This window comes from Variovorax sp. UC122_21 (assembly GCF_044056785.1).
Lineage (GTDB): Bacteria > Pseudomonadota > Gammaproteobacteria > Burkholderiales > Burkholderiaceae_C > Variovorax.
The window spans coordinates 316,046-338,795 of sequence record NZ_CP172004.1; the positions used below are offsets into that span (position 1 = coordinate 316,046).

The following is a 22,750-nucleotide window of genomic DNA, read 5'->3' on the forward strand; positions in this document are numbered from 1 at the left end:
TGCGTTTCCCCTCCGCCGTCGTCTTCACTTGTAGAGCAGCTGCGGCAGCCACAGGCCGATCTGCGGCCACATGTAGAGCAGGAAGATCGCGAGGACCTGGATGCCCATGAAGGGCAGCATGCCGAGGAAGATCTGGTTCAGCGTGACATGCGGCGGGCTCACGCCCTTGAGGTAGAAGGCCGCCATCGCCACCGGCGGCGACAGGAAGGCGGTCTGCAGGTTCAGCGCCACCAGCAGGCCGAAGAACAGCGGATCGACGCCGAAGTTGTCGAGCAGCGGGATGAAGATCGGCATGAAGATCACGATGATCTCGGTCCACTCGAGCGGCCAGCCGAGCAGGAAGATGATCACCTGGCTCAGCAGCAGGAACTGCACCTTCGTGAGGTTCATGCTCAGCACCCATTCCTCGACCAGCGCCTGGCCGCCGAGCAGGGCGAAGGCGGCCGAGAAGATGGCCGAGCCCACGAACAGCCAGCACACCATCGCCGAGGTCTTGGCGGTGAGGAACACCGACTCCTTGAGCACCGTGAAGTTGAGCCGCCGGTAGGCCGCCGCCAGCAGCATGCCGCCGAGCGCGCCCATGGCCGCGGCCTCGGTGGGCGTGGCCAGGCCCAGCACGATCGAGCCCAGCACCGAGAGGATCAGAAGCAGCAGCGGGAAGAAGGAGGCCAGCAGCATCTTGAAGATCTCGAGCCGCGCGAAGCTCAGGAACAGGTAGAACAGCGCCGTGATCGCGCCCAGCACCGAGAAGGTCGCGACCCACCAGGTGGGCGGCGGCCTGGTGCTGGCGCCGGCCGGTGCGGTCTGCGCGCTCTCCGCGGCGGCGGGCGCGGGCGCCGCCGGTGGTGCTTCGGCGCCCGGCGGTTCCGCGACGGCGCCGGCCGCGGGTTCCTCGCTCGGCGGTTCCTGCAGCCCGCCTTCGCTCGGCGGCTCCTGCAGGCCACCCTCGGCCGGTGGTTCCTGCAAGCCGCCCGAACTGCTGCCGCTGCCGCTGCTGCTGCCGCGCGAGGCGCCGATCTCCTCGATGTCGTAGCGTGCCTCGGCCTCGACCGTGGTCACGGCCTTGTAGCTCGACAGCGCGAGCAGCGCGTAGATGACGGCGGGCAGCGCCACGATGCCGAGCTGCTTGAGCACGTGCGAGAACGGCACGTCGCCGTTGCGCTTGCCCTTGAGCAGGCCGACCAGCGCATGCGCGGTCGGGCTGCTCGCGAGCCGCTGCGTCAGCGGCGGCAGCGGCACCACGCGCTCGGCGGCCGACAGCGGCGGCGCCCACTGCGGCTTGAGCTTCGCGATCAGGATCACGTAGAGCACGTAGAGGCCCGACAGCATCAGGCCCGGGAAGAAGGCGCCCGCATAGAGCTGCACCACCGACACGCCGGCCGTGGCGCCGTAGACGATCAGCAGCACCGAGGGCGGCAGCAGGATGCCCAGGCAGCCGCCCGCGGTGATCGCGCCCGCGGCCAGCGGCACGCTGTAGCCGCCGCGCAGCATCGCGGGCAGCGCCAGCAGGCCCATCAGCGTGACCACCGCGCCGACGATGCCGGTGGCGGTCGCGAAGATGGTGCAGGTCACGAGCGTGGCGACCGCGAGCGCGCCCGGCAGCCGCGCGAGCGCGAGGTGCAGGCTCTTGAACAGCGACTCGATGAGGTTGGCGCGCTCGACCAGGTAGCCCATGAAGACGAACAGCGGCACGGCGATCAGCACGTCGTTGGCCATGGTCTTGTAGGCCGACTGCACCATCAGGTCGAGCGTGCGGTGCCAGTCGCGGTCGTAGGCCAGGAAGGTGAAGAGCATGCCCATGCCCATCAGCGTGAAGGCGGTGGGGAAGCCCAGCATGATCGCCACCACCACGAGCGACAGCATCAAGAGGCCCAGGTGGCCGTTGGTGATGGTCTCGGCGCGCAGCAGCACGGTGGCGCCGCCGATCACGATCAGGGCCATGAAGGTGAGGCCGAACCAGAGTTCGCGGCGGATCTTCATCGCGCGCCCTCCCGTGCCTCGTTGGCGACCACCACGCGGTCGAGCGCGGCGATGTCGGCGTCCTTCACGTGCACCATCTCCTTGAGCTTCTCGACGTCGACCTCCTCGACGTCCTCTTCGCGCGAGGGCCAGGCGCCGTCGCGGATGCACTGCACGCAGCGGATGATCTCGACGATGCCCTGCAGGAGCAGCGTGAAGCCCGCGAGCGGGATGACGAACTTGAACGGGTACAGCGGCAGCGGCTCGGCCGAGAAGGTCTGTTCGCGGATCGCGAGCGCCTCGCTCGCGTAGATCCAGCCGGCCCAGGTCAGCGCGACGATGCCGGGCAGGAAGAAGACGATGTAGAGCACCAGGTCGACCAGCGCCTGCGTGCGCGGCATGAAGAAGCCGTAGAGCACGTCGCCGCGCACGTGGCCGTTCTTCGAGAGCGTGTAGGCCCCGGCGGTCATGAACATGGCGCCGTAGAGCATGATCTGCGCGTCGAGCACCCAGGCATGCGGCCGGTTGAGCACGTAGCGCGAGAACACCTCCCAGCTGATCAAGAGCGTGAGCAGCAGGGCACACCAGGCGAAAGTCTTGCCGATCCACGTCGAGAACCGGTCGACCGCCAACAGGAAGGATTGCATCGGGACGAACTCCTCGCCGGGCGCGGCGCGCGTCGTGCGCGGCCAGCGTCAGGCGAAATCGGGAATGAGAAGAGGGCACCCGCCTCGGGGTGCCCTCGCGTTCTTTCTCTGGCCGGAAGACCCGTTCAGGTCTTCTTCGCCTGGCGTCCGAAGTAGTGGTTGTAGGCCATCTTGAAATCGACCGAGTAGTCGTTCTGCCACTGGCCCGCGCGCTCGGCGAAGGCGCGCTGCGAGTCGAGCACCTTCTTGAACAGCGGGTTCTCGGCCGACTTCTTCGCGATGGTCTTGTCCCACGAGGCGAGCTGCGCGCGCAGCACCGAGTCGGGCGTCTTGTAGAACTTGATGCCGCTCTTCTTGAGCTCCTCGTAGTCCTTGGAGTTGCGGTCGATCGCCTTCCAGCTCATGTCGGCGCTCGCGGCCTGGGTCGCGTACTCGATCACGGCCTTGAGTTCGGGCGGCAGCGCGCGCAGCTTGGAGCCGTTCCACAGCACCTCGAACTGCTCGCCGCACTGGTGGAAGCTCTGCAGCATGCAGTTCTTGGCCACGTCGGGGAAGCCCAGCACGCGGTCGCTCGAGGCGTTGTTGAACTCGGCCGCGTCGATCAGGCCGCGGTCGAGCGCGGGCACGATCTCGCCGCCGGGCAGCGGGTTCACGGCCGCGCCCATGTCGGTGAACACGTCGACCGCGAGGCCCACGGTGCGGAACTTCAGGCCCTTCATGTCCTCGGCCTTGGACACCGGCTTCTTGAACCAGCCCAGCGGCTGCGTGGGCATCGGGCCGTAGAGGTACGAGGCGACGTCGAGGTTGAGGCTCTTGTAGATCTCGTCCATCAGCGCCTTGCCGCCGCCGTAGGTGTGCCAGGCCAGGATCATGTTGGCGTCCATGCCGTAGCCCGGGCCCGAACCCCAGAGCGCGAGCGCGGAGTTCTTGCCGTACCAGTAGGCGACCACGCCATGGCCGCCGTCGAGCGTGCCCTTGGCGACGGCGTCGAGCAACTGGAAGGCCGGCACGACCGAGCCCGCGGGCAGCACCTCGATCTTGAGGCGGCTGCCGGCCATGTCGTTGACCTTCTTGGCGTAGTCCTGTGCGTACTCGTGGAAGATGTCCTTGGCCGGCCAGGTGCTCTGGAAGCGCAGCGTGGTGGTCTGGGCCATGGCGACCATCGGCGCCGACATGGCGCCTGCGGCCACCGCGGCGCCCTTGAGCAGGCTGCGACGGCGGGTCGGTTTGCTGTCTGTCATGTTGTCTCTCTCCATAGGTCTGACTGGGGAAATCCCAGGCCGCCGTCTTGGAGTTATGGTTGACAGGCCCAAGCCGCCATCTTTGGCGCGCAGCAAAACACGACAAACAGGGTTTTCACGAACCGGTGAAAAATTCCACCATCCGGCGGCCACCGGGACCGGTAAAGATGGCCGCCGCTGCGTGGGAACCCTCTTGCCATCGAACGAATTGGAAGGAATGCAGAAGATGACCGAACCCGTGGGTGAAAAAGGCTATGCCGGCGACGTGACGCCCGAACAGGCGGCGCAATGGATGGCCAGCGGCGAGGCCGTGCTGGTCGACGTGCGCACCGATGCCGAGCGCGAGTGGGTCGGCTTCGTGCCGGGCGCGGTGCCGCTGGCTTGGAAGCAGTGGCCGGGGATGGCGCTGAACCCGGGCTTCGACGAGGGCGTTCGCGCGGCTGGCGAGGGCGGGAAGAAAGTGGTGCTGCTGTGCCGCAGCGGCGTGCGTTCGATCGCGGCCGCGAAGCGGGCGACGGAGCTGGGGGTGGAGGCTTACAACATCCTCGAGGGGTTCGAGGGGAATCCGGATGAGAACGGGCACCGGGGGTTTGTTGGGGGGTGGCGCAAGCGTGGGCTGCCCTGGAAGCAGAACTGAAATTCGGGCGAGGTCTGGGGCGGGCTCACGCCGACGGGGTACTCCCCTCCGCGAATGTCCCCCGCCTTCGGCTCCTCCTTTATTTCGCTGCGGGGAGTACCCCATCGACGTGAGCCTGGGCACGGCCGTAGAACCGGCCGCACCACCGCTGCGCCTCCCGTGCACAGGGCAGTGGGTGCTTCCCGCAGCGAAATAAAGGAGGAGCCGAAGGCGGGGGACATTCGCGGAGGGAAGTGCCCACTGTCCTGTGCACGCGCCCCCAACCGTCGAAAGCCCCAAAAAAAACCCCTCGAAAAATCGAAGGGCTTCCGGGGCAAAAGAGCCTGTCAGTTCAACGGCGGAATCCGCAGCTTCTGCCCCGGATAGATCTTGTCCGGATGCGACAGCATCGGCTTGTTGGCCTCGAAGATCGCGTTGTACTTGTTGGCGTCGCCGTAGTACTTCTTGGAGATGGCCGACAGCGTGTCGCCCTTGACCACGTCGTGGTACTGCGCGGGCGGTGCCGCGGGCGCGACCAGGTTGTTCTCCACGCTCGTCACGTTGGCCACGTTGCCGGCCGCGAGCGAGGCCTTCTCGCTGGCTTCCTGCGAGGGCGCATTGCCCGCGAGCGTCACGATGCCGGTGCTCGCGACATAGGTCACGGCGAGGTTCGTGAGGCCGAGGTTCTGCGTCTCGATGTAGGTCTTGATGGCGGCCGCGGCCTTGTCGTTGGCATCGGGTTCGGCCGCGTGGGCCGACGAGCCGCCGAACAGCTTCTCGCCCGCTTCCTTGATGAAACTCAGCAATCCCATGGTTCTCTCCTTGATCGGGTGGTCGATGGAATTCGCGAATGTAGCGGCGCGACATGGGCGCTCCGCGTAGTCCCCGACCGCGACCGACAACACCGCGACAGCAGGAATAGTCACAAAGTCGCAATAATGCCGCGCATGTCCGCAGCCACCGCTCCCTTTCTCGCGATCGACATCGGCAACACGCGCCTCAAGTGGGCGCTCTACGATGCGGCTCGCCCCGGCGCCGCCCTGCTGGCGCAGGGTGCCGAGTTCCTCGATCACATCGAGCGGCTCGCCGACGGCCCCTGGGCCGACCTGCCATCGCCTTCCAGCATGCTCGGCTGCGTCGTCGCCGGCGACGCGCTGCGCCGCCGCGCCGAGGAGCAGGTGGTCGAGCGCTTCGACTGTCCGCCGCGCTGGGTCATGCCCAGCCTCGCCGAGGCCGGCATCGTCAACGGCTACGACCATCCCACGCGCCTCGGCGCCGACCGCTGGGTCGCCATGATCGGCGCGCGCCACCGCATGCTGCGCGAAGGCGCGCCACGGCCGATGGTGGTGGTGCTGATCGGCACCGCGGTCACCGTCGAGGCCGTCGATGCCGACGGCAAGTTCCTCGGCGGCCTGATCCTGCCGGGCCACGGCATCATGCTGCGCGCGCTCGAGTCGGGCACCGCGGGCCTGCACGTGCCCACCGGCGAGGTGCGCGAATTCCCCACCAACACCAGCGACGCGCTGACCAGCGGCGGCACCTACGCCATCGCCGGCGCGGTCGAGCGCATGGTGCAGCACGTGCGCTCGCACTGCGGCGCCGAGCCGGCCTGCTACATGACCGGCGGCGCGGGCTGGAAGATGGCGCCCGTGATGAACGGCCACTTCGAGCTGGTCGAGAGCCTGATCATGGACGGGCTGCTGGTGATCGCGCAGCAGCGCGCCGGCTGAGAAGGTGTGAATGAACCTGCTGCGCGCCCCGATCTCGCATCTGCGGTCCTCGCCGTACGTGAGTACGGCTCCGGTCCTCGACGCGACCTCGGGGCGCTCGCGACGGTTCCTTCACACCTTCTGAGGCTCTCCGCTCAGGCGCGCAGCAGCTGCGTCGCCGCGTGGATGACCAGCCCCACGAGCCCGCCCACCAGCGTGCCGTTGACGCGGATGAACTGCAGGTCGCGCCCGATGTTGCGCTCGAGTTCGGCCGTCATCTCCTCGGTGTTCCACTGCGCCACGCGCTCCACGATGTAGCGCCGGATGTCCTCGCGGTAGCGCTCGATCGCGAGCGGCGCCGCGGCCTCGATCTGCTCGTTGATCCAGCGCCGGATCGCCTCGTCGCCCGAAAGCCGCTGGCCGAGCGCGGCCGCCATCGACGCGATGCGCCGGCGGATCGTCGAATCGCCGCGGCCGAGGTCCTCGTGCAGCCAGGCCAGCAGCTCGCCCCACAGCCCGTGCAGATAGTCGCCCAGCGCCGGGTGCGCGATCAGCTCGGCGCGGATGCGCTCGCCGCGCGCATGGAACTCGGGGTCGTGCCGCAGCCGCACGATGAAGTCGTCGACGAAATGGTCGAAGCGCCGCCGCATCGGATGGTCGGCCTCGGCCGCGAGCTCGGCGATGGTGTGGGCCACGGCCGCCACGATCTTGCGCGTGGCCAGGCGCGCCGCTACCTGATCGAGGCCGACGAAGCGCAGCGTCTTGATCTCGCGCGCGATCGCCTCCGTGATGTGCGCCTGCACCTCCTCGCCGTCGAGCACGCCCGCGAGCTGCTCGAGCACGCCGTCGAGCAGCGCCTGGTGGCGCCCGCCCGCGGTCAGCGCGTCCAGCGTCTGGCCCATGAGCTGCGACAGGTCGATCTTTTCGAGCCCGGCGGCCGCGGCCTTGCCGATGAAGTCGCGCACGCGCGCGTCGTCGAAGGCCGAGAGCCCGTAGCGCGTGGCCGTCACGCCCCATTCGCCGAGCCGCTCGCCGCTGGCCGGGCGCGCGAGCCACTCGGCCATGCGGCCGGCCGGATCGAACTCGCGCAGCTTCGCGAGCACCTGCGCGGTGCTCAGGAAGTTGTTGCAGATGAAGCCCGCGAGCTTGGCGCCGATGCGGTCCTTGTTGCTCGGGATGATCGCGGTGTGCGGGATCGGCAGCCCCAGCGGATGGCGGAACAGCGCCACCACCGCGAACCAGTCGGCGATGGCGCCGACCATCGCGGCCTCGGCGAAGGCCGCGAGGTAGCCGAACACCGGGTGCCGGTCGTGCAGCACCGTGGCGACCGCATAGAGCGCCGCGGCGGCGCACAGCAGGCCCAGCGCCACGCGCTTCATGCGCCGCAGCGCGTCGTCGCCTTCGGCCGCCGGGGTCGTCAACGAAGGCCTGTTCAGCCGATGGCCGGCGAGGACGCCAGGCGGTGCATGAACAGCTCGCAGCGCGCGAGCTGATCGAGGCTCACGTACTCGTCGGGCTGGTGCGCCTGCTCGATGCTGCCGGGGCCGCACACCACGGTGGGGATGCCCGCGTTCTTGAACAGGCCCGCCTCGGTGCCGAAGGCCACCAGCGTGGTGCGCTCCTCGCCCGCCAGGCGCTGCGCGAGCTTGGTGATGGCGTCGTTGGCGCTGCCGAGAAAGCTCGGGATCTCGCAGATGGTGTCGAAGCTGAAGCCGGCGTCGGGCGCGACCTTCTTCATCGCCGGCTCGAGCGAGCCCGCATAGGCCAGCACCTCCTGCTGCATGCGCTTCGCGTCGGCGGTCGGCAGGTCGCGGAACTCGTAGCGGAACTCGGCGTCGCGCGGCACCACGTTGTCGGCGATGCCGCCGTGGAACTGGCCCACGCTGGCGGTGCTGAAGGGCACGTCGAAGCCCTCGTAGCGCGGCTCGTCGCGCTCGAAGCCCTCGGCCATGTCGCGCACCTTGCCGATCACGCGCGCGGCCATCTCGATGGCGTTGACCGACTTCGGCGTGAGCGAGGAATGCGCTTCCTTGCCGCGCACGCAGCACTTGTAGCGGTACACGCCCTTGTGCGCGATGGCCGGCACCATGCTCGTGGGTTCGCCCACGATGCAGGCCAGCGGCTTGATGCCCGCGTCGCGCATGTCGGCGATCAGTTCCTTCACGCCGAAGCAGCCGATCTCTTCCTCGTAGCTGAAGGCGAAGTGCACCGCGAAGGGCGCCTCGCTCGCGAGGAAGCGCTCGGCATTCGCGAGCGCCACCGCGATGAAGCTTTTCATGTCGGCCGAACCGCGGCCGTACAGGCGGCCGTCGCGCACCGTGGCCGAGAGCGGGTCGACGCTCCAGTCCTGGCCGTCCCAGGGCACCGTGTCGGTGTGGCCCGAGACGATCACGCCGGCCGGCTTGCCCTCGCCCAGCGTGGCGAACAGGTTGGCCTTGGTGCGCTCGGCGTTGTAGGTAATGCGGCTCTTGACGCCCAGGGCCGCGAGATGCGACTGGGCCAGCTCGATCAGCTGGAGGTTGCTGTTGGCGCTGATGGTGTTCATGCGCACCAGGGCCTGGGCCAGTTCCAGGCTGCGGGGGGAAAGCGTGAGGGACATGCGGCGCATTGTCCCGGAACTCGGCGCGGCGCGCGCGGATGGCCGCGACCGCCGGTTTCCGGTATCTTGGGGCGAGCCGGGCACGGCGATTGCTGAGATCGTCGGTCCGCCGCGACCTGCAACGGATTCCATCGACATGAACACACCCGCCTCCCCATCCGCCGACCTGTCTCCCCGCGACCTCGAACTGCTGCGCATGACGATCGCGCTGTCCGAGGAATCGAAGGCCCGCGGCCGCCACCCGTTCGCGGCGCTGGTGGCCAACGAGCACGGCGAGGTCGTCGTCAGCGCCGGCAACAACTCGATGCCGCCCGAGGGCGATCCCACGCAGCATGCCGAGCTGGTCGCGGCCGCGCAGGCGGCGCGCCTGCTCGCGCCCGAAGCGCTCGCGCGCTGCACGCTCTACACCAGCGCCGAGCCCTGCTGCATGTGCGCCGGCGCGATCTACTGGACCAACATCGGCCGCGTGGTCTACGCACTGTCGGAGCACGCGCTGCTCGGCCTCACCGGCGACCATCCCGAGAACCCGACCTTTTCGCTGCCCTGCCGCGAGGTCTTCGTGCGCGGCCAGCGGCCCATCGAAGTGATCGGGCCGGTGCTCGAGGACGAGGCCGCCGCGCCGCACCATGGCTTCTGGAACCACGCCCGATGAAGCCCCTGGATCGGGTGTTTTCCGGTGTGCCCGGAAATCCCTTAGTGGATAGACTGGCGTTTTGAGAGCAAGCCATGAAACTCATCGATTCGCTCGTCACGCAGGCGGCCGGCATCGCCGCCGTTCGACGTGACCTCCACGCCCACCCCGAACTCTGCTTCGAAGAAGTCCGCACCGCCGACGTGGTGGCAGGCAAGCTCACCGAATGGGGCATCCCGATCCACCGCGGCCTCGGCACGACCGGCGTGGTGGGCATCGTCAAGAACGGCACCAGCAACCGCGCGGTCGGCCTGCGCGCCGACATGGATGCGCTGCCGGTCACCGAGCTCAACACCTTCGCGCATGCGAGCAAGCACCACGGCAAGATGCACGCCTGCGGCCACGACGGCCACACCGCGATGCTGCTTGCCGCGGCGCAGCATCTGGCCAAGAACCGCAACTTCGACGGCACCGTCTACCTGATCTTCCAGCCGGCCGAGGAGGGCGGCGGCGGCGCGCGCGAGATGATCAAGGAGGGGCTGTTCGAGCAGTTCCCGATGGACGCGGTGTTCGGCATGCACAACTGGCCCGGCATGAAGGCCGGCCAGTTCGCGGTGAGCCCGGGTCCGGTGATGGCCTCGGGCAACAAGTTTTACGTCAACGTGGTGGGCAAGGGCGGCCATGCCGCACTGCCGCAGACCGGCGTCGACCCGGTGCCGATCGCCTGCGAGATCGTGCAGGCCTTCCAGACCATCCTCACGCGCAAGATGAAGCCGACCGACTCGGCCGTGATCTCGGTCACCACCATCCATGCCGGCGAAACCAACAACGTGATCCCCGACAACTGCGAGCTGTCGGGCACGGTGCGCACTTTCTCGCTCGAGGTGCTCGACATGATCGAGGCGCGCATGAAGAAGATCTGCGACCACATCTGCGCGGCGCACGACGCCACCTGCGAGTTCCGCTTCGAGCGCTACTACCCGCCCACCATCAACACCGAGGCCGAGGCCGACTTCGCACGCCGCGTGATGGGCGGCATCGTCGGCCCCGAGAACGTGCTCAAGCAGGAAGCCGCCATGACCTCGGAAGACTTCGCCTTCATGCTGCAGGCCAAGCCCGGCGCCTATGCCTTCATCGGCAACGGCGACGGCGCGCACCGCGACGTGCACCACGGCGAGGGCCCGTGCACGCTGCACAACGCGAGCTACGACTTCAACGACGACCTGATCCCGCTGGGCGCCACCTGCTGGGTGCAGATCGCCGAGCAGTTCCTCGCCACCGGAGACGCTCCGAAATGATCGGCATCGGCGAGGCTTTCGCGCCGCGCTATGCGCAGGCGCGCCAGAAATTCCTGCAGGCCTGCCTGAGCGCGGGCCTGACCGTGGAACCCCACCTGCTGCCGATGCGCGGGCGCGACGGCGAGGAACTCTCGTGCGACGTGGCCTTCGACGGCGCGCCCGACGCCGACCGGCTGCTGATCCTCAGCAGCGGCTGCCACGGCGTGGAAGGCCACTGCGGCAGCGGCGTGCAGGTGTTCGCGCTGCACGACGCCGAGTGGCGCGAGAAGGCGCGCTCGGCCGGCGTGGCGGTGCTCTACGTGCATGCGCTCAATCCGCACGGCTTCTCGTTCGGCCGCCGCGTCACGCAGGAGAACGTCGACCTGAACCGCAACTTCGTCGACTTCACGCAGCCGCTGCCGGTCAATGCCGCCTATGCCGAGCTGCATGCGCTGCTCGTGCCCGACACCTGGCCGCCCACGGCCGAGAACCAGGCCGCGGTCAATGCCTGGATCGAGAAGAACGGCATCGGTGCCTACCAGACCGCGGTGAGCGGCGGCCAGTACCAGTTCGAGGACGGCCTGTTCTTCGGCGGCAAGGCGCCGACCTGGAGCCACCGGATGATCCGCGCCGTGCTGCGCCGCCACACGCGGCGCACGCGCCGGCTGGCCTGGATCGACCTGCACACCGGCCTGGGCCCGAACGGCATCGGCGAGCGCATCTTCGCCTGCCGCGACGACAAGACCGCCTACGAGCGTGCCAACGCCTGGTGGGGCAACGGTGCCGGCCAGGCCGACGCGGCGCCCGTCACCTCGATCTACGACGGCTCCTCGACCTCGGCGCTGCTGCGCGGCCTGATGTGGGATGCCGTCTACGACGAATGCCCGCAGGCCGAGTACACCGGCATCGCGATGGAGTACGGCACCGTGCCGGTGCTCGACGTGCTGACCGCGCTGCGCGGCGACCACTGGCTGCACCGCCATCCCGAGGCGCCGGCCGACCTGTCGGACGCGATCCGCCGGCGCACGCTCGAGGCCTTCTACACCGACACCGATGCCTGGCGCGGCCAGATCGTGAGCCAGGCGCGGCAGGCCATGTTCCAGGCCGCCGACGGGCTCAGCGGGCGCTGAGCCGCCAACCGAACCGCGCGGCCCGCTTCAGGTCCGCACCTTGCCGTCGCCCGTGAGCATCGAGAGCTCGACGAACTTCGAGCCCACGTGGTTCTTCGCCGAGAACGAGACCTCGAAGCCGCCGAGCTGCAGCCGGTCGATGCTCTCGAGGCCGGTGATCAGTCCCTCGCGCGACAGCTTGCCGGGCGCCTTGCGCAGGCCCTCGACCAGCAGCTTGGCCGCGAGATAGCCCTCGAGGCTCGAGAAATTGGCGCTGGCGCCGTTGCCGGCCTTGCGCACCGCCTCGGTGAACTCGCGCGCGATCGCGTTGGCCTGGCTGTAGGGCGAGGGCACGACCTGGGTCACGAGCACGCCCGCGGCCTCCTTGCCGAGCTCGTCCGACAGCGCCTGGGTGCCGACGAACGAGAGGTTGAAGAAGGTGCCGCCGAAGCCGGCCTTGCGCGCCTCGCGGATGAAGGCCGCGCAGGCCTTGTAGGCGCCGACCTGGACCACCGCGTCGGGCCGCGCGGCCAGCAGCGTCTTCACAGCTGGCGCCACCTCGACCGAATTGCGTTTCCACCGTGGCCTGCGCGATCGGCTTGAGCTGCTGCTCGGCGAGCGCCAGCGTCACGCCGTCGAGGCCGGCCTTGCCATAGGCGTCGTTCTGGTGGAACACCGCAATCTTCTTCAGGCCCAGGTGGGTGAGCTGCCTGACCATCAGCGCGGTCTCGTCGTTGTACGAGGCGCGCAGGTGGAACACGTTCTTGTGGAAGGGCTCGCGCAGCGCCATCGCGCCGGTGAAGGGCGCCACGAACGGCACCTTGTCCTTCACCGCCAGCGGCAGCGCCGCCAGGCTGGTGGGCGTGCCGATGTAGCCGAACAGCGCGAACACGTCCTCGTCGATCAGCTTCTGCGTGTTGGCCGCGCAGCGATCGGGCTCGTAGCCGTCGTCGAGCGTCTTGATCTGCACCGCGCGGCGGCCCGATTGGGCGTTGTAGGCGTCGAGGAACACCTTCGCGCCCTGGTGGAACTGGATGCCCAGCTGCGCCGCCGGGCCGGTGAACGGCGCCGACTGGCCGAGCACGATCGGGCCGTCGCCCTGGGCCCGGGCGACGGCGGCGAAACCGCCGAGCGCGGCGGCACCGGCCGCGATCGAGAAATGCCTGCGATGGATCATTGCGAAAACCCCCTCCTGCCATACGTCATGCGACGGACCCCGCGCATGCCTGGAAAACCTTAAAAACTTTAGACTCGCCCGATGGCCCTCGCCTCGAACGACACCCCCCACGAATCCCCGCCCGCCGACACCGCCACGGTGCTCGGCGCCTGCCCCCACGATTGCCCCGACACCTGCGCGCTCGTCACCACCGTCAAGGACGGGGTGGCGGTCAAGCTGCAGGGGAATCCGGCCCATTCGCACACGGGTGGCGTGCTGTGCACCAAGGTGTCCCGCTACATCGAACGCAACGACCATGCCGAACGGTTGGTTCAGCCGCTCAAACGCGTCGGCCCCAAGGGCAGCGGCCGCTTCGAGCCGGTGAGCTGGGAGGCCGCGCTCGACGATATCGCCGCGCATCTTCGGTCATTGCAGGCCGATCCCGAGAGCATTCTCCCCTACAGCTATGCGGGAACCATGGGCCTGGTGCAGGGCGAGTCGATGGACCGGCGCTTCTTCCACAAGCTCGGCGCCAGCCTGCTCGACCGCACCATCTGCTCGATGGCCGGCGGCGAGGCCATGGTCCACACGCTGGGCGGCAAGGTCGGCATGCGCATCGAGTTCTTCGCCGAGGCGAAGCTGATCCTGATCTGGGGCAGCAACTCGATCGCGAGCAACCTGCATTTCTGGCGCCATGCCCAGGCGGCCCGGCGCGCCGGCGCGCGGCTGGTGTGCATCGACCCGCGCCGCACCGAGACCGCCGACAAGTGCGACGAGCACATCGCGCTGCTGCCGGGCACCGACGCCGCGCTGGCATTGGCGCTGATGCACGAGCTGATCGTGCACGACTGGCTCGACCACGACTACATCGCCCAGCACACGCTGGGCTGGGAGCAGTTGCGCGAGCGCGCGCTGCAATGGCCGCCCGCGCGCGCGGCACGCGTGTGCGGCGTGCCCGAGGAACAGATCGTGGCGCTGGCCCGGGCCTATGGCACCACCAAGCCGGCCGCGATCCGCCTGAACTACGGCATGCAGCGCGTGCGCGGCGGCGGCAACGCGGCGCGCGCGGTCGCCTGCCTGCCGGCGCTGGTGGGCGCCTGGCGCGACCGCGCGGGCGGGCTGCTCTTCGAGCAGCTCGGGCCACTACCCGGTCGACCGCGCCGCGCTGCAGCGGCCCGACCTGCTGGCGGGCCGCCGGCCGCGCACCATCAACATGAGCACCATCGGCGACGCGCTGCTCGACACCGCGAAGCCGATCCAGGCGATCGTGGTCTACAACAGCAACCCGGTGGCGGTGGCGCCCGAATCGGCCAAGGTGGCGGCAGGCTTCGCGCGCGAGGACCTGTTCACCGTGGTGCTCGAGCAGTTCCGCACCGACACCGCCGACTACGCCGACTACCTGCTGCCGGCCACCACGCAGCTCGAGCACTGGGACATCCACTGCAGCTACGGCCACACCGACGTGCTGCTGAACCGCCCGGCCGTGGCGCCGCGCGGCGAGGCGCGCAGCAATGCCTGGGGTGTTTCGCGAGCTCGCGCGCCGGATGGGCTTCGACGAGCCCTGCTTCGCCGAGAGCGACGAGTCGCTGTGCCGCACCGCCTTCGCCGAGGGGAGCATCGACTTCGCGCAGCTGCTGGCGCAGGGCTTCACCAGCGTGAAGCTGGCCGAGGCGCCGTTCGCAGAGGGCCGCTTCCCCACGCCCTCGGGCCGCTGCGAGTTCCACAGCGCGCGCCTGGCGGCCATGGGCATGGACGGCCTGCCCGACCACGTGCCCAACTGGGAGCCGGCGGGCAGTTCCACCGAATTCCCGCTCGCGATGATCTCGCCGCCGGCGCGCAACTTCCTCAACTCGACCTTCGTCAACGTGACCAGCCTGCGCGCGATCGAGGTCGAGCCGCTGCTCGAGATCCACGCCGACGACGCCGCCGTGCGCGGCATCGAGGACGGCGCGCTGGTGCGCGTGTTCAACGGCCGCGGCGAGCACCGCTGCCGCGCCGAGGTCTCGCGCCGCGCGCGCCCCGGCGTGGTCAACGGCATGGGCATCTGGTGGCGCAAGCTCGGCATGGACGGCACCAACGTCAACCAGCTCACGAGCCAGCGCCTGACCGACATCGGCCGCGGGCCCACCTTCTACGACTGCCTGGTCGAGGTCGAGCGCGTGGCCGGCACGCAGGCGGCGACGGCGTGAAGGCCGCCTCGGTCGCGGTGCTGGCCGGTGCGCTGCTGCTCGGCGGCTGCGCCGACCTGCGCTACTACTGGCAGTCGGCCAGCGGCCACATCGGCATCATGCGCGCGGCCAAACCGGTGCCCGAGTGGCTGGCCGACCCGGCGGTGCCGGCGGCGCTCAAGGCCAAGCTCGAGCTCACGCAGCGCATCCGCCGCTTCGCGAGCGCCGAGCTGGGCCTGCCCGACAACCCCAGCTACACCGCCTACGCCGACCTGCACCGCGCGGCCGCGGTGTGGAACGTGGTGGCCGCGCCGCCGTATTCGCTCACGCTCAAGAGCTGGTGTTTCCCCGTCGCGGGCTGCGTGGGCTATCGCGGCTACTACAGCGAGGACGCGGCCAAGGCCGAGGCCGAGGCGCAGCAGCGGCAGGACCTCGAGGTCTCGGTCTACCCGGTGCCCGCCTACTCCACGCTGGGCTGGATGAACTGGGCCGGCGGCGACCCGCTGCTGTCGACCTTCATCGGCTACCCCGAGGGCGAGCTCGCGCGGCTGGTGTTCCACGAGCTCGCGCACCAGGTGCTCTACGTGGCGGGCGACACGGTGTTCAACGAGTCCTATGCGACGGCGGTCGAGCGCATCGGCGGCGCGCTGTGGCTGCAGCGCGAGGCCGGCGAGCCGGCGCGCCGCGAGTACGCGCAGTTCGACGCGCAGCGCCAGCAGTTCCGCGCGCTCGCGCTCGACACCCGGCGCGCGCTCACGCGGGTCTACGAATCGCCCGAGGCCAAGGCCCAGGACTGGAAGGCCGTGGCCGCGATGAAACAGGCCGCGATGAACGACTTCCGCGCCCGCTACGCGGCGCTGCGCGAGGGCTGGACCGGCCCGCGCCAGCATGCCTACGACGGCTGGGTGGCGCGCGCCAACAACGCGGCCTTCGGCGCGCAGGGCGCCTACGACGACCTGGTGCCGAGTTTCGAGGCGCTGTTCGAACGCGAGGGCAGGAACTGGCCGCGCTTTTACACTGAGGTCCGCCGCATCGGCAGACTGCCGACCATGGAGGAGCGCCGCCAGGCGCTCGCCACGGCCAGCGGCATCCAGCAGACGCGGCGCGGCCGCGGCCACGACAACAACGGAGAACACGACGGTGCCTGACATCCATATCGAACGCCAACACACCCTGGGCATCGCCCGCGCACGCCAGGTGGCACGCAAGTGGGTGCGGCAGGCCGAGCAGGAGTTCGGGCTCGACTGCGTCTACACCGAGGGCGAGGAACGCGACGTGGCGACCTTCACGCGCGCCGGCATCGACGGCACGGTCGAGGTGACGGCCCAGACCTTCACCTTCGACGCGACGCTCGGCTTCCTCTTCAGCAGCTTCAGCGAAATGATCGAGCAGAAGATCAGCCGCAACCTCGATGCGTTGCTGGGGCCGGCCGAGGGCGGCAACCGCTTCGCCTGAAGCGCCGCCGTTTCAGGCGATGGTGTAGCCGCCGTCCACGGGCAGCGATGCGCCGCTGATCATCGACGCGCCCTCGCTCAGCAGGAAGAGGATCGGCGCGACCACTTCCTCCACGCGCGCGAAACGCCCGAGCGGGATGCCCGCGATGGCGGCCGCGCTCTTGGCCGGATCGGCCCAGGCCTGCTCGGCCATGGGCGTGAGGGTGACGGTGGGATTGACGCTGTTGACGCGGATGCCGTGCGGCCCGAGCTCGAGGCACAGCGAGCGCGTGATCGCGTCGAGCGCGGCCTTGGAGGCGCAATAGCAGAGGTGGTCGTCGAGCGCGACCAGCGCGGCCTGGCTCGAGACATTGACGATGCTGCCGCGCACGCCGGCTGCGGCCATCGCCTTGCCGCAGCGCGCGGCGACCAGCGCGGCGGCACGCGCATTGACGGCCATGACGGCATCGAAGCTCTGCGCCTTCAGTTCGAGCGCCGGTTCGAGCAGCGCGATGCCGGCGCAGTTCACCACGAGGTCGAAGGCGGGGAGCTCGGCGAATGCCTGGTCGAGGGCTTGCGGGTCGGCCACGTCGAGCACTTGCGGTGTGCAGCCTGTCTGCGCTGCCAGTTTCTGAAGCGCCTCGGCGTTGCGGCCCACGGCCGTCACGGCGGCGCCCGAGCGCGCGAGCTGCGTGGCCACGGCGTGGCCGATGCCGCTGCTGGCACCGGTGACCAGGGCTTTGCGGTTGCTGAAATCGAAGGTGAGGGTCATGTCGGGTGGCTCTTGTTCGGGGGGCGTGCACAGGACAGCGGGTACTTCCCTCCGCGAATGTCCCCCGGCCTTCGGCCTCCTCCTTGATTTCGCTGCGGGAAGCACCCACTGCCCTGTGCACGAGAGGCGTGATGGTCGTGCGGCCGGTGCTGGGGTCGTGCGCTCATTGGAGGCGGTGCATTGCGTCGCGCAATGCCGGGTAGAGCGACTTGTAGATCTCGAAGCGCTCGCGGTAGACGGCCTGCGCCTGGGGCTCGGGCCTTGCGCGTTCCACCAGCGTGACCCAGCCTCGCTCGGCCGTCGCTGCATCGACCAGGCCCGCGCCGAGCGCCGCGAGCATCGCCGCGCCGAGGGCAGCCTCGACTTCCTCCTCGATGGTGAACACGGGATAGCCGGTGATGTCGGCCACGATCTGCATCCAGAGGTCGGAATGGGCCGCGCCGCCGACCACGATCAGGCGCGGGTCCAGCGGCTGGCCGCTTTTGGCGCCCGGCCTCGATGTTGTGCTGCAGCGCGAAGCTCACGCCCTCGAGCACGGCGCGGTAGAGGTGGGCGCGGCCGTGCGCGAGCGAGAGGCCGATGAAGGCGCCCTTGGCCTGCGCATCCCAGATCGGGCTGCGCTCGCCCATCAGGTAGGGCAGGAACACCAGGCCCTGCGCGCCGGGCGGCACGTCGACGGCCTGGCGCTCGATCAGCGCATGCGCGTCCTCGCCGGTGCGCGCGGCCTCGGCCAGTTCGGCCTGGCAGAAGGTGTCGCGAAACCAGGTGACGGCCGCGCCCGCGGCGATGGCGCCGCCGAACACGTAGCTGCGGTCCGCGCCTCGGTACACGTGCGGCATGCCGATGAGCCGGTGGCGCGCATCCGCGCCCGGGCTCACGAAGCCCCAGCACATGCTGGTGCCGATCATCGCGACATGGTCGCCGCTGCCGGTCACGCCCGCGCAGAAGGTGGCCACCGCGGCATCCACGCCGCCGCCCATCAGGGGCATGCCTTCGGCGAGGCCGAGCTTCGCGGCCCATTCGGCCTTCAGGCCGCCGACCACGTCGCTCGATTCGACCAGCCGCGGCGGCATCATGCGCGCCGGAATGCCCAGCATGCCGAGCGCCTCGTGGGACCAGCCGCGCCGCGCCGCGTCGTACACGCCGCCGATGTTGCCGGCCGAGCTGTGGTCGACCGCGAGCTCGCCGGTCAGGCGCCAGTTGACGTAGCTGTTGGGCGGCAGGAACCAGCGCGTCCTGTTCCACACCTCGGGCCGGTGCTCGCGGATCCACAGCATCTTGGTGTAGCCGTAGTAGCTGTCCACGCCGTTGCCCGTGATCGCCTGCAGCTTCTCGACGTCGACGGTCGCGTTCACCGCATCGACCTGCGCGGTGGCGCGCCGGTCCATCCAGATCAGGCAGGGATGCAGCGGCTGCATGGCCTCGTCGACCGGGATGCCGGCGCCGCCATAGAGGCTGCTCACGCACATCGCGGCGATGTCGGCGGGCGCGACGCCGCTCTTCGCGACGCAGGCGCGCACGCTCTCGCACACGGCGTCGAACCACACGGCACAGTCCTGCTGCGCCCACAGCGGCTTCGGCGTCTCGGGCTGGTAGGCCACGCCGGCCTGCGCGCGCACGCGCCCGTCGACGCCGACCAGCAGGCACTTGGTGCTCTGCGTGCCGATGTCGACGCCGATCACGTACTTCATGGCGCGGTCCGCGGCTGCGGCTTGAGCAGCACCTTGATCGAGTCGAGCGAGTTGGCGAGCGCGAAGGCGCGTTCCCATTCGGTCAGCGGGAAGTCGTGCGTGACGATGCCCTTCGAGGTCACGAGCCCGCGTGCCAGCAGGTCGATGGCGATCGGGTAGCAGTAGGGGCCGAGGTGGGCGCCGCGCACGTCGAGCTCCTTGCGGTCGCCGATGATCGACCAGTCGGCGCTGGTCTCCGCGCCGAAGACGCTGAACTCGACGAAGCGGCCGAGCTTGCGGATCATCTCCAGGCCCTGCGTCACGCCGATCGGCGCGCCCGTGGTTTCGATGTAGACGTCGCAGCCATAGCCTTCCGTCAGGCCCTTGACGATGGCGTCGGCGTTCTCGGTCTTCGGGTTGATCACGACGTCGGCGCCGTACTGCTTTGCCAGCGCGAGGCGCTCGGGCACGAGGTCGATCACGATCAGCTGCCTGGGCGTCTTGAGCGCCGCCACCTGCGTCATCATCAGGCCGAGCGGGCCGGCGCCCGCGATCACCACCACGTCGTCGAGCTGGATGTCGCCGCGGTTCACGGTATGGATCGCGCACGACAGCGGCTCGATGATGGCCGCGTCCTCGAGCGCGATGCCATCGGGGATCCTGTGCACGCGCGCGGTCGGCGGCAGCCGCATGTAGTCGGCCATGCCGCCGTCGGCCACGATGCGCTGGAAGCCGAAGATGTTGTGCACCTCGCACATCCAGTACTTGCCCGAGGTACAGAAGCGGCACTTGCCGCAGGGCACGATCTGCTCGGCGATCACGCGGTCGCCCTTGCTGACGCCGAAGTGCTCGGCCGCGCCTTCGCCGAGCGCCTCGACGTAGCCGAAGAACTCGTGGCCCGGGATCACCGGCGCCTTGACCCACGAGGGCTGGCCGTCGCCGCCCCAGAACATCTTCGCGCCCGAATGGCACTTGCAGTCGGAGGCGCAGATGCCGCAGGCCGCGATCGAGATCAGCAGTTCGTTGGCACCGATGGCGGGCACCTCGACGGTCTCGAGGCGGTAGTCCTTGGGGCCGTGGCAGACGACGGCCTGCATGGAAGCGAGTTGCGAGATGGCGCCCGACGTACCGGGCTGGAGTTTCTGGTAGCTCATGGTTCTTTCTGGTCAGAAGGATTGCGGTTCTTTCGCGGAACACCGCGGAACCGGCTTTGCCGGGCCGCTGGTGTTGCCCCCGGTAGGGGGTGGGAGAAGCGACACGAAGTGCGCGAAGCCTGGGGGCGAGCTCATTTTTTTGCTTCGCGGCTGATGAAGATCGCCAGCAGCACGATGCCGCCCTTGATGATCAGTTGCAGGTACGGCGACACGCCGATCATGTTGAGCCCGTTGTTGAGCACGCCCAGCAGCAGCGCGCCGACGAGGGTGCCGACGATCGCGCCGCGGCCGCCGGCGATCGAGGTGCCGCCCATCACCACGGCGGCGATGGCGTCGAGCTCGAAGCCCACGCCCACGCCGGGCTGGCCGCTGGTCACGCGCGAGGCCTGCACGATGCCGGCGATGGCGGCCGTGAAGCCGCTGAGCGCATACACCAGCAGCTTGTAGCGCGCCACCGGCACGCCCGACAGCCGCGTGGCTTCCTCGTTGCCGCCGATGGCGTAGACGTAGCGGCCGAAGGGCGCCATGTTCAGCAGCACGTAGGCCGCGAGGTAGGTGGCGAGCATGAGCAGGATCGGCACCTTGATGCCCGCCAGCGTGCCGCCGCCGAGGAAGGCGAAGGACTCGGGCAGGCCGTCGATCGGGTAGCCGCCGGTGTAGATCAGCGCGATGCCGCGCGCGATGCCCATGGTGGCCAGCGTCACGATGATCGGCGGCATGCGCAGGTAGGCCACGCAGTACCCGTTGAACAGGCCGATGACCGCGCCCACGGCCAGGCCCAGCGGCACCGCGAGCAGCGGCGGCAGCCCGAACTGCACCATCAGCCCCGAGGCCAAGGTGCCCGACAGTGCCACCACCGCGCCCACCGAAAGGTCGATGCCGCCGGTGAGGATGGCCGCGGTCATGCCGACCGCGATGATGGCGTTGATCGAGGACTGCAGCGCGATGTTCTGCAGGTTGCCCCAGGACAGGAAGTTGTCGGTCGCGACGATCATGAAGACCGAGATCGCGATCAGCCCGACCAGCGGCAGGAAGGCCGTGGAGCGGCGCAGCTCGGTGAGGAATCCGCCGGCGGGAGCGGGCGGCGCGGGATGGCTGGCGGTGGCGTTCATGGCGAACCCCCTGTGGTTGCGTGGCGCATGATGTCGCCGGAGTGGATGGAGTCGCCCTCGAGCGTGGCCACGATGGACCCGCCCGAGAACACCGCGACGCGGTCGCACATGCCGACGATCTCGGGCAGCTCGCTCGAGATCATCAGCACCGCCTTGCCCTGGCGCGTGAGCTCGCGCATCAGGGCGTAGATCTCGGCCTTGGCGCCGACGTCGATGCCGCGCGTGGGCTCGTCGAAGATCAGCACTTCGCAGTCGTGGCCGAGCCAGCGCGCGATCACCACCTTCTGCTGGTTGCCGCCCGAGAGCGTGGCCACGCGCGTCTCGAGGTCGGGCGCCTTCACGCCCACGCGGCGCGCGAGCTCGGCGGCCTCGCGCTTCTCGGCGCCCTCGCGCACCAGGCCCGCGCGACGGTGCCGGCCCAGGTTATTGAGCGTGATGTTGAAGCGGATCGTGAAGTCGGTGATCAGCCCCTGCACCTTGCGGCTCTCGGGCAAGAGACCGATGCCGTGTGCCAGCGCCTGCGTGGGATCGTCGAGCCGCACGGGCGTGCCGTTGCGCAGCACCGTCTTGCGGTGCGCGCGGTCGGCGCCCATCATGCCGAGCGCGAGCTCGGTGCGGCCCGAGCCGACCAGGCCCGCGAAGCCGAGGATCTCGCCCGCATGCAGTTCGAAGGCGTTGACCGGCCCGCCCTTCGCGAGCTGGATCGCGGGCACCTCGAGCAGCTTGCGCGCGCCGGCCGCATGCGGTGCCGGCTGCGGCTTCGGGCGGAAAGCTCTGTTCGATGCGCCGGCCCACCATCATCTCGACCAGCGCGTCGATGTCGGTCGCGCCGACCTCCGCATGGCCCGCGTTGGCGCCGTCGCGCAGCACGCTGATGCGGTCGCAGACCTCGAAGATCTCGTCGAGGTGGTGCGAGATGAAGATCATCGCCACGCCGCGCTCGCGCAGCGAACGCATGATGCGGAACAGGTGGTCCGCCTCGTTCGGCGTCAGCGTGGCGGTCGGCTCGTCGAGCACCAGCAGGCGCGCCTTCAGCGACAGCGCCTTGCCGATCTCCACGAACTGCTGCTGCGCAACCGAGAGCCGGCACACCGGCACGCGCAGGTCGATGCGCACGCCGAGCTCGTCGAACAGCTGCCGCGCCGCGCGCCGCATCGCGGCCCGGTCGATCAGGCCGAAGCGCCGCGTGGGATAGCGGCCCAGGAAGATGTTCTCGGCCGCGTCCAGGTGCGGGATCAGGCTGAATTCCTGGAAGATGATCCCCACGCCCGCCGCGATGGCGTCGGCGTAGCCCGGGAAGCGGCGCTCGCTGCCGTCGATGTAGATGCGGCCCTCGTCGGCCTGGTGGATGCCGCAGAGGATCTTCATCAGCGTCGACTTGCCCGCGCCGTTCTCGCCGAGCAGCGCATGCACCTCTCCCTTGCGGATCGAGAGGTCGATGCCCGAGAGCGCCTGCACGCCGGGAAAGCGCTTCGAGACGCCCTCCAGCCGCAGCAT

Annotated in this window: 16 protein-coding genes and 4 pseudogenes; 8 read left to right on the top strand and 12 right to left on the bottom strand. The window is 69.5% G+C overall.

The genetic code is table 11. The features are described from left to right. Window positions 1–24: 24 nt before the first annotated feature. From ACHMXE_RS13740 to ACHMXE_RS13750, 3 genes are all read right to left on the bottom strand, one after another. Complete coding sequence (locus ACHMXE_RS13740) at window positions 25–1,980, bottom strand: TRAP transporter large permease subunit (protein WP_395349765.1); 1,956 nt, start codon at window positions 1,978–1,980, stop codon at window positions 25–27. Further along, a complete protein-coding gene (locus ACHMXE_RS13745) occupies window positions 1,977–2,606 on the bottom strand; it encodes a TRAP transporter small permease subunit (protein ID WP_395349767.1) in 630 nt (209 codons plus the stop codon). Before ACHMXE_RS13745 ends, ACHMXE_RS13740 begins: the two co-directional genes overlap by 4 nt. A 125-nt stretch (window positions 2,607–2,731) precedes the next feature. Further along, window positions 2,732–3,847 carry a TRAP transporter substrate-binding protein gene (locus ACHMXE_RS13750; protein WP_203203190.1) on the bottom strand — a complete coding sequence of 372 codons (1,116 nt, stop codon included), beginning with the start codon at window positions 3,845–3,847 and terminating at the stop codon, window positions 2,732–2,734. Window positions 3,848–4,073: 226 nt separating this feature from the next. Here ACHMXE_RS13750 and ACHMXE_RS13755 point away from each other — a divergent pair, with 226 nt between their 5' ends. Further along, entirely contained in the window at window positions 4,074–4,484 is a 411-nt protein-coding gene (locus ACHMXE_RS13755) for a rhodanese-like domain-containing protein (protein ID WP_203203189.1), read from the top strand. 326 nt (window positions 4,485–4,810) lie between these two features. Here ACHMXE_RS13755 and lysM read toward each other — a convergent pair whose 3' ends face one another. Then, window positions 4,811–5,275, bottom strand: a complete 465-nt coding sequence (gene lysM / locus ACHMXE_RS13760) for a peptidoglycan-binding protein LysM (protein WP_209542968.1) — start codon at window positions 5,273–5,275, stop codon at window positions 4,811–4,813. Between the two features lie 135 nt (window positions 5,276–5,410). On the opposite strand from lysM, the gene ACHMXE_RS13765 reads away from it, so the two are divergent. Beyond that, window positions 5,411–6,193: a type III pantothenate kinase gene (locus ACHMXE_RS13765; protein WP_093354459.1), complete on the top strand. Its 783-nt coding sequence runs from the start codon at window positions 5,411–5,413 to the stop codon at window positions 6,191–6,193. A 134-nt stretch (window positions 6,194–6,327) separates the two neighbouring features. Here ACHMXE_RS13765 and ACHMXE_RS13770 read toward each other — a convergent pair whose 3' ends face one another. Continuing rightward, complete coding sequence (locus ACHMXE_RS13770; protein ID WP_395349768.1) at window positions 6,328–7,593, bottom strand: DUF445 domain-containing protein; 1,266 nt, start codon at window positions 7,591–7,593, stop codon at window positions 6,328–6,330. Window positions 7,594–7,604: 11 nt separating this feature from the next. Continuing rightward, window positions 7,605–8,771 (bottom strand): acetylornithine deacetylase, encoded by a 1,167-nt coding sequence (gene argE / locus ACHMXE_RS13775; protein WP_209542966.1) that lies wholly within the window; start codon window positions 8,769–8,771, stop codon window positions 7,605–7,607. A 136-nt stretch (window positions 8,772–8,907) separates the two neighbouring features. Between argE and ACHMXE_RS13780 the strand changes: the two genes are divergently transcribed. The 3 genes from ACHMXE_RS13780 (at window position 8,908) to ACHMXE_RS13790 (ending at window position 11,809) form a co-directional block, all read left to right on the top strand. Continuing rightward, window positions 8,908–9,423, top strand: coding sequence for a deaminase (locus tag ACHMXE_RS13780; protein WP_395349769.1), 516 nt, complete (start codon window positions 8,908–8,910; stop codon window positions 9,421–9,423). 74 nt (window positions 9,424–9,497) lie between these two features. Then, complete coding sequence (locus ACHMXE_RS13785; RefSeq protein WP_395349770.1) at window positions 9,498–10,700, top strand: M20 aminoacylase family protein; 1,203 nt, start codon at window positions 9,498–9,500, stop codon at window positions 10,698–10,700. Then, complete coding sequence (locus ACHMXE_RS13790; RefSeq protein WP_208514011.1) at window positions 10,697–11,809, top strand: M14 family metallopeptidase; 1,113 nt, start codon at window positions 10,697–10,699, stop codon at window positions 11,807–11,809. Before ACHMXE_RS13785 ends, ACHMXE_RS13790 begins: the two co-directional genes overlap by 4 nt. A gap of 27 nt (window positions 11,810–11,836) precedes the next feature. On the opposite strand, the pseudogene ACHMXE_RS13795 reads toward ACHMXE_RS13790, so the two are convergent. Then, window positions 11,837–12,965: pseudogene (locus ACHMXE_RS13795) on the bottom strand (ABC transporter substrate-binding protein). Window positions 12,966–13,046: 81 nt separating this feature from the next. Between ACHMXE_RS13795 and ACHMXE_RS13800 the strand changes: the two are divergent. From ACHMXE_RS13800 to ACHMXE_RS13810, 3 genes and pseudogenes are all read left to right on the top strand, one after another. Next, window positions 13,047–15,133 (top strand): annotated as a pseudogene (locus ACHMXE_RS13800) (molybdopterin-dependent oxidoreductase). Further along, window positions 15,130–16,260 carry an aminopeptidase gene (locus ACHMXE_RS13805; protein ID WP_395349771.1) on the top strand — a complete coding sequence of 377 codons (1,131 nt, stop codon included), beginning with the start codon at window positions 15,130–15,132 and terminating at the stop codon, window positions 16,258–16,260. Before ACHMXE_RS13800 ends, ACHMXE_RS13805 begins: the two are co-directional and overlap by 4 nt. Next, window positions 16,253–16,567 carry a polyhydroxyalkanoic acid system family protein gene (locus tag ACHMXE_RS13810; protein ID WP_203203177.1) on the top strand — a complete coding sequence of 105 codons (315 nt, stop codon included), beginning with the start codon at window positions 16,253–16,255 and terminating at the stop codon, window positions 16,565–16,567. Before ACHMXE_RS13805 ends, ACHMXE_RS13810 begins: the two co-directional genes overlap by 8 nt. Window positions 16,568–16,579: 12 nt before the next feature. On the opposite strand, the gene ACHMXE_RS13815 is transcribed toward ACHMXE_RS13810, so the two are convergent. The 5 genes and pseudogenes from ACHMXE_RS13815 to ACHMXE_RS13835 form a co-directional block, all read right to left on the bottom strand. After that, on the bottom strand, window positions 16,580–17,317 hold the full coding sequence (locus ACHMXE_RS13815; protein ID WP_395349772.1) for an SDR family oxidoreductase: 738 nt from the start codon (window positions 17,315–17,317) through the stop codon (window positions 16,580–16,582). A gap of 163 nt (window positions 17,318–17,480) precedes the next feature. Further along, a pseudogene (locus ACHMXE_RS13820) lies at window positions 17,481–19,086 on the bottom strand (FGGY-family carbohydrate kinase). Then, window positions 19,005–20,141: an alcohol dehydrogenase catalytic domain-containing protein gene (locus ACHMXE_RS13825; protein WP_395349773.1), complete on the bottom strand. Its 1,137-nt coding sequence runs from the start codon at window positions 20,139–20,141 to the stop codon at window positions 19,005–19,007. The pseudogene ACHMXE_RS13820 and the gene ACHMXE_RS13825 overlap by 82 nt, the downstream one beginning before the upstream one ends. Before the next feature lie 131 nt (window positions 20,142–20,272). Further along, complete coding sequence (locus ACHMXE_RS13830) at window positions 20,273–21,253, bottom strand: ABC transporter permease (RefSeq protein ID WP_395349774.1); 981 nt, start codon at window positions 21,251–21,253, stop codon at window positions 20,273–20,275. Further along, window positions 21,250–22,750 (bottom strand): annotated as a pseudogene (locus ACHMXE_RS13835) (sugar ABC transporter ATP-binding protein). The gene ACHMXE_RS13830 and the pseudogene ACHMXE_RS13835 overlap by 4 nt, the downstream one beginning before the upstream one ends.